Raw genomic sequence first — 12,973 nt, forward strand, 5'->3', positions numbered from 1 at the left:
CGGCCATCCTGGCGTGCAAAACGGCCGACCTTTGCAGGTCGGCCGTCCGCGAGTGATCACTCTTTGAGGTCGCCGCCGTCAGAGTCGAGCGTGACGTTGACCGTTTGGGTCTTGCCACCGCGCTGATAGGTGACCTTGATGGTCTCGCCGGGCTGGTAGCCGCGTACGGATGCGACGAGCGCTTCATTGCTCGCCACCGCGTGGCCGTTGACGGCGGTGATGATGTCGTCCTTCTTGAGGCCGGCCTTGTCGCCCGCGCCGCCCTTGGTGACCTCGGAGACGAGGGCGCCGATGCCGGTGATGTCATCGGACGACACTGCCTGTCCGACCTTGACGCCGATGCGGGCGTGCTCAACCTTCTTGCCATCGAGCAACTGCTTGGAGACGTTCTTGGCCAGGTCGATCGGGATGGCGAACCCGAGGCCGATGGAGCCGGCATCGCTGCCTGCGGCACCGGAGCGGATCGCGGAGTTGATCGCCACGACATTGCCGTTGAGATCAACCAGCGGTCCACCGGAGTTGCCCGGGTTGATCGCGGCGTCGGTCTGTACCGCGGGGAATGTGGTGCCCTGGCTCGTCGCAGTGGCCGAGTTCGATGTGACCGGACGGTTCAGCGCCGAGATGATGCCGCTGGTCACGGTGCTTTCGAGGCCGAACGGTGAGCCGATCGCGACAACTTCCTGACCGACCCGGAGGTCAGCCGAGCTGCCGAGCGATGCTGGCGTCAGGCCTGACTTGCCGGTCGCCTTGATGACCGCGAGGTCCGTGAGCGGATCCGTACCGATGATCGTCGCCTTGGCGTTGGAGCCGTCATTGAATGCGACGGTGAGCGTGCCGTCGTCGCCGGCAACTTCGACAACGTGGTTGTTCGTGAGGATCTCGCCATCGGAGCTGATGATGATGCCGGTTCCAGATCCAGCGTCGTCCTTGCCCTTGACGTTGATCTGTACGACCGAGGGCAGCACCTTCGATGCGACCTTCTCGACAGCGCCGGCGGGTCCACTGGTGTTGGTGGTGTTGCCCGTGTCGAGTGAGCTCACTGTGGTGGTGCCGTCGTTGTTGTCGACGAGTTCGTCGTACGCGTAGGCGCCGCCGAAACCTGAGCCCGCAGCGAGAGCCGCGATGGCCAGGGCGCTGACAACCTTGCGGCCGCGGCGCTTGGGCGGCTCGTCACCGGTGGTGTGGGCTGGAGGGAACGGGTCGCCTCCGTCAAAGGCAGGTGCGGCCGGGAACGTGGTGGTTGGCGCATGTGTCTCGAAGGGCGTCTCAAGCGGTGCCTGCGCGGCGGCGGTAAGCGCGGGCTCGCTGGAGTAGCGGTGCGTGTACGCGGGCGGCTCTTCGACGGGCGGAGCTGCGATGGGCTCGGCAGCAACGGGCTCTGCGGCGGGTGCTTCAGCGACGGGCTCGGCGGCGGGAACCACGTCGGCAGGCGCCTCGATGGCTGCCGCGAGGGCGGGCTCGAGAGCTGGCTCGTCGACTACTTCGTCGCTCACCGGTGCGGCTTCAGCGGGTACCTCAAGCTCGTCGGTTGCGACGGGAGTCTCGGTGGGCGCCTCTGCGGAGGCCTGCTCGTCCACGTCGCGCGCGGTCGGCGGGACGTACGGACGGTCGGCGAAGGGATCCTGCGTTTCACTCATAAACAGAGATTCTCGCCTATTTCTGAAACCCGGCTGAGGGCGGTGTGTGAGCGCGGAAAGAAAATCGTGCGCTAGTCGTCGTCAGAACCGGGCAGCGTGAGCGTGAAAAGTGTCCCGCCACCGTTGCCCGATGACGCCTCGACCGTCCCGCCGTGGCGATCGGCGGCACGTCGCACGATCGAGAGTCCGAGTCCTGAGCCCGGCAACGTACGCGCTTCGCTCGATCGGTAGAACCGGTCGAAGACGTGCGGTAGGTCGGCGGCGTCGATGCCAGGTCCCTGGTCGGCCACGGTCAGCACGCCTTGGTCGAGACGGACGCGGACCGTGCTGCCGTCCGGACTCCACTTGGCTGCATTGTCGAGAAGGTTGGTCACAGCGCGCTCGAGCAACTGAGCTTCGCCGAACACCAGCCATGGCTCGAGCTCGACGTCGAAGGTCACCGCCGGAGCTCGCAGGCGTACGCGATCAGCCGACTGGGTGACGACGTCGGCGAAGTCGAGTGGCTCCGGGTCGCGACGCATAGGTTCGTCGCGGGCGAGCTCGACCAGGTCGCCGACCAGTGTCGTCATCTCCTCGAGCTGCGACCGTACGTCGCCCATGATCTCGTGGCGTTCCTCTGTCGACAGCGACCGCTCGTCGTTGTCCGCCGCCTGACCGATCAGCTCGATGTTGGTACGCAGGCTGGTCAGCGGTGTACGCAGCTCGTGGCCGGCATCGGCGACGAGCTGACGTTGGCGGTGCTGCGACGCGTCGAGAGCTTGGAGCATGGAGTTGAACGACGTCGTCAGACGGGCCAGCTCATCGCTGCCACTCACCTCGATTGGGCGAAGTTCTTGGGTGCGGGCGACGCGTTCGGTTGCGGCGGTGAGGCGACGGACCGGTCGCAGACCGTTGGCCGCGACGGCCCATCCCGCGATGCCTGCAAGAGCGACACCGGCGGCACTGCTCAGCAGCAGGATCACCTTGAGTCGGTCGAGTGCCCGCTCAATCGATTCCATCGGCTGTGCCAGTACGAGTGCCACGCCTGGGCTCGCACTGACCGCCACGACTCGGTAGGAAACGCCGTTGTACGTGAGGGTGCGCATCGAGCGCTTCTCGGTGCCGATCGAAACGGCGACCTCGTGGTGGTCGAACGGGAAGTCGCGATCCGCCGTTGCGGGTGCGAACAGCTCGCCACCTCGTACGACGAAGGCCTTCACTCCGGTCAGTGCGTCCTCGGCGTCGTTCTTCTCCGACGGCACATAGTTGGCGGCAACGGCGTCGTTGGCGCGGCGGAACATCGAGTCATCGAGCGAGCTCTTGAACTCGGATGCCACCGTCACGTACACGATGGCGCTGAGTGCACCGAGGGTCAGTGCGACGGAGAGGGTGGTCAGGATCGCGACGCGCAGCGCCAGCGACATACGTGACGTGAGCGGGCGGACCAGTTGGCGGAACGGCTCGATCACGGTGGGGTCTCGCGCAGGACGTATCCGACGCCACGCACGGTGTGGAGCAGTCGCGGCTCACCTTCGGCCTCGAGCTTGCGACGTACGTAGCCGACATAGACCTCGAGGGAGTTGGCGGTGGTGGGGAAGTCGAAGCCCCACACCTCCTCGAGGATGAACGACCGTTCGAGCACCCGCTTGGGGCGTTGGAGGAACAGCTCGAGCAAGGCGAACTCGGTACGCGTGAGTGACAGCGCGCGCTCACCGCGTGTGACATCGCGCGTCACCGGATCGAGTGACAGATCGGCGAACACCAGCGGCGCCTCGTCCGGCTCCACCGCGGCGGCCCGGCTCGAACGGCGGAGCAGCGAACGTACGCGAGCGAGCAGCTCCTCGAGAGCGAACGGCTTGGTGAGGTAGTCGTCAGCGCCGGCGTCCAAGCCGTCGACGCGATCGGACACCGCATCGCGGGCAGTCAGGACGAGGATCGGTACGTCGTTGCCAGCACCACGCAACGCCCGAGTCGCTTCGAGACCGTCGAGCCGCGGCATCATCACGTCCATGATGATCGCGTCGGGGTTGATCTGGGGCACGCGCGCAAGAGCCTCGGCACCGTCAGACGCGAGGTCGACCGTGTAGCCGTTGAACTCCAGGGATCGCCGCAACGAGTCGCGCACAGCGCGGTCATCGTCGACGACAAGAATTCGCATGGATTCAGTGTGCCCCTGCAGTCTGAGGAGTTGCTGAGTTAGTCGCCAGAAGTGCCATCGAGCAAGGACTGCGCCGCGGAGGCGGCACGGGCACCATAGGTTCCGCCGAACATCACGGCGTGCACGAGCAGCGGGTGCAACTGGTGAAGAGGAAGGCGTTCGCGCCAGCCGTCGGCGAGCGGTGCTGCTTCGTCGTACGAGTCGATCATCCGCTGGAGATGCGGAGCGCCGAACAGGGCGAGCATGGCCAGATCGGTCTCCCGATGACCGCCATGGGCGGCGGCGTCGATCAGCCAGATGTTGCCGTCGGCACCCCAGACGATGTTGCCGGACCAAAGGTCGCCATGGATGCGGGATGGCGCCTCGGCCTCACCGGCGAACTCGTGGATGCGACGCATCACGGACTCGATCGTCTCGGCTTCTTCCAACGTCAGTGCTTGACGATCGACGGCAGCTCGTACGTACGGCATGACCCGTCGCGAGGCGAAGAACTCCGGCCACGTCGGCAGCGGACGGTTGGGCAACGGTGCCAGGCCGATGAACCCGTCGTTCTCGGCACCGAAGGTCGAGGCTCCGGCTGCATGCGTTGCGGCGAGATCGCGACCGAACCGTTCGGCTGCGTCAGCTGTGGGCTTGCCCTGCTCGACCCAGGCGAGGATCAGGCAGTCTTCGGCGACGGCGAGGACCTCAGGTACGTGGGCGCCGCCGGCCTCGGCCAGCCAGCGCAGCCCCTCGGCTTCGCGGACGAACATGTCGACGGGGGCCTGGGGCCGGGTCTTGATGATGGCGTTGTGGCCGTCGGTGAGACGCAGACGCGTCGACGTACAAATGTCGCCGCCGGCGACTGAGGTGGTGGAAACGACACCTTGACCGAGAAGAGATTCCGCCCGTGCGGCGGTTCCGGTCATTCGTGCCATGTCGCTGACGTTACCGCCTGCGCTGCCGTCACGTTTGTGAGTTGGAGAGGTCAGGACTCCAATAGGTCTGGCAATTGCTCGACCAGTTGGTCGGTGGTCCGCTCGATCATTGCGAGGACTGCGGCGAATCCCGAAGCGCCGCCATACCAAGGGTCGGGCACCTCGACGTCGCCCTCGATGGCCTCGGGATCGAACTCCCGAAACATGCGAACGCGGGCCTGCTCTGCGACGGTCGGCGCTTGGTCGCTCATGTCGGCCTGGTTGCTGAGGTCCATCGCCAGCAGGAGGTCGTTCTCGACGAACCAGTCCGTGTTGAACGTACGCGCGACGTGCCGGCTCGGGTCGTAGCCGGCCGATCGCAGTACGTCAGCGGCGCGCGAGTCCATGGACTCGCCCTCGTGCCACCCGCCCGTACCTGCCGAGACAACCTCGACGCGGTCATCCAGCCCGGCCTTGGCGAGCCGGTCCTCCAGAACAACGTGCGCCATCGGCGATCGGCAGATGTTGCCGAGGCACACCAGCGCGATGCGGTAGCTCACTTCTTGTTGGTGAACGCCCCGAGCACCGTGTTGACCAGCGAGATCACGACAGCGCCGAGCACGGCCCACCAGAAGCCATCGACGAAGAAGTACGACACGTCGAGCTTGTCGGTGAGCCATTCCGTAAGCAGCAGGAGGAGGGCGTTGATGACGAGCAGCGCGAATCCGAGCGTGATGATGATGAACGGCAGCGACAGGGTCTTGATGACCGGCGCGACGAAGGTGTTGATCACCGCGAAGATGGCACCGACGATCGCGATCGAGACGACGCGAGCTGTCGTGCTGTCACCTTCGCCGATGTTCATGTGCGTGCCGAGGAGTTGGGCGGCGATCGCCAGGGATGCTGAGCTGAGAATCCACGTAGTCAGAAACTTGGGCATGGCCCGATTGTTGCACTCTGGGTGTCGCAGGCGGCTTATTGCGGCGGCAGCGCCGCGGGAGCCGTCGTACGTGAGGTTTGCGCCAGGATGATGCCGCCGAGTACGGCGAGGGCGCCGAGCACCTGCACCGGGGTGAGCGATTCACGGAACCACGCCCACCCGAGCACGTTCGCGATGACCGGTTCGAGCATGGCGATGACGGTGACGATCGTGGCGGGTATGTGGCGCAGCGCGACCATCTGCAGGAAGAACGGTGCGACGGTGCCGAACACGACGACCCAGGCCACCACCAGCCACGGTGCGGCGGACAGATCCTCGAGGCGGCCGAGCATGCTCGTGCTCCCACCCAGCCCGGGCGACGTCCAGATCGGCTGGATCAGGTTCATCACCACGGTTGCCACGACGAAGGCCCAGAGGATGACGCGCAGCGGGTCATCGACACCGACGTTGTGTTCGGCGAGCAGGAAGTAGGCCGCGAAGCTCACTGCAGCCAGCAACGCCATCACGACGCCGAGACCGTCGAAGGTGAGTCCATTCCACACGCGACTCACGACCGCGAGTCCGACGAGGGCGAGAGATACGGCCAGCCACATACGGGGGCGCACCTCTTCATGTCGGACAAAGCGCACCCACAACACGACCAGCACTGGCGCCAGGTATTCGATCAGCAGGGCGATGCCGAGAGGCAGACGGGTGATCGCGACGTTGTAGGTCAGCTGCAGCGCGACGACGCCAACCAGTCCGAGCCCGACGATCAGCAGGAATGACGTTCCGGTTGGCCGCTTCAAGGCGGATCGGCGGAAGAGCGCGGCGTACAGAACAAACACCAGGGTCGCGCCGGTGATGCGGAGCGTTGTGAACATCTCGGGTGTCAGCTCGGTCGCCATGGCGACGCGCGAGACGCCACCGTTCAAGCCGAACAGCACAGCCCCGATCAGGACCAGCACGATGCCGAGTCGAGGGTTGCGGGCTGTCACGTGCCGATTGTGTCAGCCCTGCTCGGGGATATGGTCGGCTGCATGACGAGTCCATCCGCACGCAGAGCGCTTGATGGCATCCCTGTCTACAAGCCGGGGAAGTCCGCTGCGGACGAGAACTACAAACTGTCGAGCAACGAGAACCCGTACGGTCCGCTGCCCGGTGTGATGGAGCGCGCGGCCGGTCAGCTCGGTCGGATCAACCGCTATCCCGACGCCGGCATGACCGTGCTCTATGACGCGCTGGGCGCCAAGTTCAAGCTCTCGCCTGATCACTTCGCGGCTGGCACCGGCTCGGTTGCCGTCCTGTTCGCGCTGCTCAATGCGCATTGCGAGGCCGGCGACGAGATCATCTACGCCTGGCGCTCCTTCGAGGCCTATCCGATCGCTGCCGACCTCACCGGCGCGACGACCACGCGGGTGCCGCTTCGCGACGATGCGACCCATGATCTCGATGCCATGGCGGCGGCCATCACCGATCGCACTCGCGTCGTGCTGGTGTGCACGCCCAACAACCCGACCGGTCCGATCGTCAAGCAGGCCGATCTCGAGGCATTCCTCGCCAAGGTTCCGGCCGGAGTGATCGTGGTGGTCGACGAGGCATACGTGGAGTTCGTCCGCGATCCCGACGCCGCCGATGGCCTCGCTCTGCTCGCCGCGCACGACAACGTTGTCGTCCTCCGTACGTTCTCCAAGGCGTACGGGCTCGCAGGTCTGCGGGTTGGCTATGCCATCGCACAGCCGGCGGTCGCCGAGTCGATCCGCAAGGCGACCGCGCCGTTCAGCGTCACCGATCTTGCCCAGGCGGCTGCCGTTGCATCGCTCGATTCGGAGGCCGAGCTGACCGCTCGAGTCGAGTCGATCGTCAAGGAGCGCGAGGTCATGCTGGCTGCCCTACGAGGGCAGGGTTGGGATGTGCCCGAGGCGCAGGGCAACTTCGTGTGGCTGCCGCTCGGCGATGACGCAATGGAATTTGCGGCGGCCTGCGATCCCGTGTCGGTGCGCCCGTTCGCAGGTGACGGCGTACGCATCAGCGTCGGCGATCCGGCGGTCAACGCGGAGTTCGTCGCCCTCGCCGCCGCGTGGCGCGAAGTTCACTAAATCCTGTACACCTGTACGAATTGGGAACTAGGGTGTTGGCGACATCGCTGAGGAGCTCCCATGTCCCGTCGTTTCATTGCCGCGATCGTGCTGACTGCAGCACTCGTCGCGCCCACATCGATCGCCCAGGCCTCACCGCCTGACAACAGTGACGGCCTCACGGTCATGGGTACACAGGTGATCGACGCGAGGCAGACCGAGTACACCGTCTCGACAGCGGCTCTGAAGAAGCCCGTACGCATCCGCGTCGTGATGCCGACCGGGTATGACTCGAGCTCATCGACCCGCTACCCGGTCCTGTACCTCTATCACGGCACGTCAGGCCGCCCCTCGGACTGGATCGGCGCCGGAGATGCCCTCGCCACCACGGCCGGCAAGAACGTCATTCTCGTCCTGCCCGAAGCGGGCTACGACGGCGACGGCGGTGGCTTCTTCAATGACGAGTGGAATGGCGGAAAGCGCGGCGGCTCGAAGTGGGAGACCTTCGAGTACGACCAGGTGATCCCGTGGATCGACCACAACTTCCCGACCATCGCCGACCGCGACCACCGAGCCATCGCCGGCCTGTCACAGGGCGGATACGGCGCTGCACACGGCGCCGCATTGCACCCTGACAAGTTCACCTCGCTCGCCACGTTCTCCGGAGCACCCGAGATCTTCAGGAACTCCGTCGTACGCGCGGGTGCGAGCTTCGTCATCGAAGCCATTACCGTCGGGCTCAACGGTCTGCCGCCCTTCACGATCCTGGGCGATCCGCTCCTCAATGCCGTGCACTGGCAGGGCCACGATCCGGGCACGCTGGTGGAGAACTTCCGCGGCATGGACGTCAGCCTCTGGACGGCGACGGGAATCCCGGGCGAACTGGACTCACCCGAGAACCAGTACGGCGGTGGCGCGGGCAATGTCATCGAAGGTGCGACGCACATCTCGACGCTGGCGTTTTCGTCGAGCCTCAAGAACGCGGGTATTCCGCACCGCCTCGACAACTACGTGTTCGGCACCCATTCGTTCCCGTATTGGGCCCAGGACTTCCGCGAGTACCTGCCGATGCTGATGGATCGGTTCGCCCACCCGGTGCCGACGCCGACGACGATTACGTACTCATCGACCGCCAAGGCTTACAACCAGTGGGGCTGGAGTGTCGCGGTGAACCGGACGACCGCCGAGAAGCTCACGGCGCTCACGGCAGCGTCGAAGCTGCACTTCGGCTTCCGAGGCAGCGATCCAGCGACCATCGTCACGCCGCCCTGGTACGTACCCGGCACGACGAAGACCATCGAGATTGCATCCAAGGCCCCCAATCAGACGCTGCAGGTTGTGGTCGACCCGAGCGGGCGACTGACCATTCAGGTTCCCGGCGCGTCCACTGTCTTCGTCCACTGAGGTGGTGAACGACCGCTAACCTGCAGGTCAGAGGCGCAAAATGATCAGGCACCTACTCGACAGTAAGTGCGGATTTGTGGCTAAAGTCATGGTCAGGTGGGAGCACACCTAGGAGCAAACCATGACGTGTCGGGCCCTTCCCTACGCCCTTGCCAGGCCTGATCGCGACGCGACGCGACGCGCTCACCTGCACTGTTTGGTCGGTCAACCGAGCGCAGGATACGATCGCCGCAAGCGTGATGCCGGTCACGCCCGTGTGATCTTCACCAGTCCCAACACCCCTGGGTCCCGACGATTCCACAGCTTCGACATCTCGGCCCGGAGACCCCGCGGCCGCGTGATTGAGGGAGACGCATGAGCTTGACCACGCCTGACACCTACATGGCTGACGATCCAGCGGGAGACTTCCCGATCGTTCAGCTCCTGACGCCCGAAGGCGAGCGCGTCAGCCACCCTGAGTTCGCTTATGACGGCGACGACGAGAGCATCCGCGAGCTCTACCGCGACCTCGTCCTCATGCGCCGCGTCGACTTTGAGGCACACGCGCTGCAGCGTCACGGCGAGATCGGACTATGGCCTCCGGCGCAGGGTCAGGAAGCCGCCCAGATCGGTTCGGGTCGCGCTCTTCGCAAGCAGGATTTTGCCTTTCCGACCTATCGCGAGCACGGAGTTGCGCTGTGCCGCGGAGTCGAACCGGGCAAGCTCGTCGGACTCTTCCGAGGTACTGAGCTCGGCGGCTGGGACCCCAACGAGCACGGCATCGCGCTGTACAGCATCGTGATCGGCGCGCAGACCCTCCACGCGACGGGCTACGCGATGGGCCTGACCCTCGATGGAGCAGTCGGCCACAACGATCCTGACCGCGACGCCGCGGTCATCGCCTACTTCGGCGATGGTGCAACCAGCCAGGGCAGTGTCAACGAGGCATTCGACTGGGCGGCGGTCTTCAATGCTCCCGTCGTGTTCTTCTGCCAGAACAACCAGTACGCGATCTCGGCGTCCACAGATCGACAGACTCGTGGTCCGATCGCCCAGCGCGCTGGCGGCTTCGGCTTCCGGGGAATGCGCGTTGACGGCAACGATGTCCTCGCATGCCATGCAGTGACCAAGGCGGCTTTGCAGAAGGCGCGCGATGGTGAGGGTCCGACCCTGATCGAGGCATACACCTATCGCATGGGCGCGCACACGACGTCCGACGACCCGACCCGCTACCGCGAGACTGCCGAAGTCGAGACCTGGAAGCTCAAGGACCCGATCGAGCGCGTGAAGCGTTACCTGCAGGTGCAGGGCACGCCGCAGGAGTTCTTCGATGCCCTCGATGCTGAGGCCGAAGTGCTGGGCAAGAACCTGCGCGAGGCGTGCAAGGCGCTGCCGGAGCCCGATCTTGAGGCGCTGTTCAGCATGGTTTACGTCGATGGCGAGACGCCTGAGCTGCTTGAACAGAAGGCGGCGTACGTCGCGTTCAGAGATGGCCTCGAGACAGAAGGGACACCCGCATGACGAAGATGCCCCTCTCCAAAGGTTTGAACGCCGGACTGCGCGCGGCCATGGAGGCCGACGAGAAGGTCCTGATCATGGGCGAGGATGTCGGCCGACTCGGTGGCGTCTTCCGCATCACGGACGGACTTCAGAAGGACTTCGGCGAGAGCCGGGTCATCGATTCCCCGCTCTCCGAGCAGGGCATCCTCGGCACCGCGGTCGGTATGGCGATGCGCGGCTATCGCCCCGTGCTTGAGATCCAGTTCGACGGTTTCGTCTACCCCGCGTACGACCAGATCGTCAGCCAGGTCGCGAAGTTCCACTTCCGCAGCGCCGGCAAGGTCAAGATGCCGATGGTCATCCGCATCCCATTCGGTGGAGGTATCGGCGCAGTTGAGCACCACTCGGAGAGCCCCGAGGGTCAGTTCGCGCTGACTGCCGGCCTCAAGGTCGTCGCGTGCTCCAACGCCAACGACGCCTACTGGATGATTCAGCAGGCCATCGCGAGTGACGACCCGATCGTGTTCATGGAGCCCAAGCGTCGCTACTGGGATCAGGGCGAGGTCGACCTCGACCACGACCCGTTCCCGCTGCACAAGTCGCGCATCGTTCGTGAAGGCACCGACGCGACCCTGATCGCGTACGGGCCGATGGTCAAGACGTGCCTGGAGTCCGCTGACGCGGCAGCTGAGGACGGAGTCAACCTCGAGGTCATCGACCTGCGTACGTTGTCGCCGCTCGACCTCGACCCGGTCTATGACTCGGTGCGCAAGACGGGTCACGCCGTCGTCGTGCACGAGGCTGCCCAGACCCTCGGCCTTGGTGCCGAGATCTCCTCGCGCATCACCGAGACCTGCTTCTACAGCCTTGAGGCGCCGGTACTCCGCGTCACTGGCTACGACATGCCGTATCCGCCGAGCCGCACCGAGGAAGAGTTCCTGCCGGGACTCGACCGCGTGCTCGACGCCGTCGACCGTTCGCTGGAGTACTGATGAGTGAGTTCAAGCTTCCCGACGTTGGTGAAGGCCTGACCGAGGCAGAGATCGTTCTGTGGAAGGTCAAGGTCGGCGACGTCATCAAGGTCAACGACATCATCGTCGACATCGAGACAGCCAAGTCGATCGTCGAACTGCCCAGCCCGTACGAAGGCACCATCGACGCCCTGCTCGTCGCCGAAGGTGAGACGGTCGCGGTCGGTACGCCGATCATCCGCATCCTGTCGGCAGACGAGGCGGCAACACCTGAAGCCGCAGCGCCTGCGGCCGCAGCCCCCGCGGTGAGTGCGCCAACGGCCAGCGACTTCTCGACCCCAGAGTTCATCGGCGCACCCGCGGCCGTTGGCTCGGCTCAGGCCGCCGAGCCGTCCGCACCTCCGGAAGAGCGCCAGAAGGTGCTCGTTGGCTACGGTCCGCGCGCATCGTCGCTCAAGCGCCGCGCCCGCAAGGGCGCTGTCGCGTCGGTCGACACCGAGAAGGTTTCTCAGCGCAAGCCGCTGCGTGCGCTGGCCAAGCCGCCCGTACGCAAGCTCGCCAAGGATCTCGGAGTGGACCTCGGCTCGGTGCCGAGCGCCGGCGAGATCATTACTCGTGCTGACGTCGAGGCGTTCGCCGGGCTCGCTGAGACGCCGGCTGCTCCTGCGGCCCGACCGTCGTCCGTTGGCGACGTACGCGTGCCGATCAAGGGTGTTCGCAAGATGACTGCCGCCGCCATGGTGTCGTCGGCCTTCACTGCGCCACACGTCACCGAATGGGTCACGGTCGATGTCACCCGGACGATGGATCTGGTCAAACAGCTCAAGAAGGACCCCGCGTTCAAGGACGTCCGGGTCTCACCTCTGCTGATCGTCGCCAAGGCAGTGCTGCTCGCGATGAAACACACGCCCGAGATCAACTCGTCGTGGGACGAGGCCGCCCAGGAGATCGTGCTCAAGGGCTCGGTCAACCTCGGCATCGCCGCCGCAACCCCGCGCGGACTGGTCGTACCCAACGTTGTTGGTGCCGACTCGATGACGATGGTCGAGCTGGGGCAGGCGTTCGGTGAGCTCATCACCACGGCCCGCGACGGCAAGACGCAGCCCGCCCAGATGGCTGGTGGATCGTTCACGATCACCAACATCGGCGTTTTCGGTATCGACGCGGGAACACCGATTCTCAACCCGGGTGAAGCCGGCATCCTCGCTGTGGGTGCGATCAACAAGCGCCCGTGGGTCGGTGACAACGATGAGATCGTTGCCCGCTGGGTCACGACGTTGGCACTGAGCTTCGATCACCGTCTGGTCGACGGCGAACAGGGCTCGCATTTCCTCGCCGATGTCGCCGCGATCCTGCGCGATCCGGCAGTTGCGCTGACCTACTAGCTTTGTGGATTTCCCCTGTCTCCACAGGGGTTTCATTCACTCAAACGGCTGTCGGTGGTGCGTTCTA

General features: G+C 65.2%; 12 protein-coding genes. 5 read left to right on the forward strand and 7 right to left on the reverse strand.

Annotated elements, in window-relative coordinates:
- Positions 1-56: 56 nt before the first annotated feature.
- The 7 genes from J2X11_RS02425 to J2X11_RS02455 form a co-directional block, all read right to left on the reverse strand.
- Positions 57-1,637 carry a trypsin-like peptidase domain-containing protein gene (locus tag J2X11_RS02425; protein ID WP_309966340.1) on the reverse strand — a complete coding sequence of 527 codons (1,581 nt, stop codon included), beginning with the start codon at positions 1,635-1,637 and terminating at the stop codon, positions 57-59.
- A gap of 71 nt (positions 1,638-1,708) precedes the next feature.
- Positions 1,709-3,085, reverse strand: a complete 1,377-nt coding sequence (locus tag J2X11_RS02430) for a sensor histidine kinase (protein WP_309966342.1) — start codon at positions 3,083-3,085, stop codon at positions 1,709-1,711.
- Positions 3,082-3,774 (reverse strand): response regulator transcription factor, encoded by a 693-nt coding sequence (locus J2X11_RS02435; RefSeq protein ID WP_309966345.1) that lies wholly within the window; start codon positions 3,772-3,774, stop codon positions 3,082-3,084. The genes J2X11_RS02430 and J2X11_RS02435 overlap by 4 nt, the downstream gene beginning before the upstream one ends.
- Positions 3,775-3,812: 38 nt before the next feature.
- Positions 3,813-4,691 (reverse strand): fructosamine kinase family protein, encoded by an 879-nt coding sequence (locus J2X11_RS02440; RefSeq protein ID WP_309966348.1) that lies wholly within the window; start codon positions 4,689-4,691, stop codon positions 3,813-3,815.
- A 50-nt stretch (positions 4,692-4,741) separates the two neighbouring features.
- On the reverse strand, positions 4,742-5,230 hold the full coding sequence (locus tag J2X11_RS02445; RefSeq protein WP_309966351.1) for a low molecular weight protein-tyrosine-phosphatase: 489 nt from the start codon (positions 5,228-5,230) through the stop codon (positions 4,742-4,744).
- Positions 5,227-5,610: a phage holin family protein gene (locus J2X11_RS02450; protein ID WP_309966355.1), complete on the reverse strand. Its 384-nt coding sequence runs from the start codon at positions 5,608-5,610 to the stop codon at positions 5,227-5,229. The genes J2X11_RS02445 and J2X11_RS02450 overlap by 4 nt, the downstream gene beginning before the upstream one ends.
- A gap of 35 nt (positions 5,611-5,645) precedes the next feature.
- Complete coding sequence (locus tag J2X11_RS02455; RefSeq protein WP_309966359.1) at positions 5,646-6,587, reverse strand: EamA family transporter; 942 nt, start codon at positions 6,585-6,587, stop codon at positions 5,646-5,648.
- A 42-nt stretch (positions 6,588-6,629) separates the two neighbouring features.
- On the opposite strand from J2X11_RS02455, the gene hisC reads away from it, so the two are divergent.
- The 5 genes from hisC (at position 6,630) to J2X11_RS02480 (ending at position 12,906) form a co-directional block, all read left to right on the forward strand.
- The gene (gene hisC / locus J2X11_RS02460) at positions 6,630-7,688 is read left to right on the forward strand and encodes a histidinol-phosphate transaminase (protein WP_309966362.1); all 1,059 of its coding nucleotides are present in this window, start codon (positions 6,630-6,632) and stop codon (positions 7,686-7,688) included.
- Positions 7,689-7,748: 60 nt separating this feature from the next.
- Entirely contained in the window at positions 7,749-9,071 is a 1,323-nt protein-coding gene (locus J2X11_RS02465) for an alpha/beta hydrolase (RefSeq protein WP_309966365.1), read from the forward strand.
- Between the two features lie 354 nt (positions 9,072-9,425).
- Positions 9,426-10,571 carry a pyruvate dehydrogenase (acetyl-transferring) E1 component subunit alpha gene (gene pdhA / locus J2X11_RS02470; protein ID WP_309966367.1) on the forward strand — a complete coding sequence of 382 codons (1,146 nt, stop codon included), beginning with the start codon at positions 9,426-9,428 and terminating at the stop codon, positions 10,569-10,571.
- A complete protein-coding gene (locus J2X11_RS02475) occupies positions 10,568-11,542 on the forward strand; it encodes an alpha-ketoacid dehydrogenase subunit beta (protein ID WP_309966371.1) in 975 nt (324 codons plus the stop codon). The genes pdhA and J2X11_RS02475 overlap by 4 nt, the downstream gene beginning before the upstream one ends.
- Positions 11,542-12,906: a dihydrolipoamide acetyltransferase family protein gene (locus tag J2X11_RS02480; RefSeq protein ID WP_309966375.1), complete on the forward strand. Its 1,365-nt coding sequence runs from the start codon at positions 11,542-11,544 to the stop codon at positions 12,904-12,906. Before J2X11_RS02475 ends, J2X11_RS02480 begins: the two co-directional genes overlap by 1 nt.
- Positions 12,907-12,973: the final 67 nt, after the last annotated feature.

The organism is Aeromicrobium panaciterrae, from assembly GCF_031457275.1.
Taxonomy (GTDB): Bacteria; Actinomycetota; Actinomycetes; order Propionibacteriales; family Nocardioidaceae; genus Aeromicrobium; species Aeromicrobium panaciterrae_A.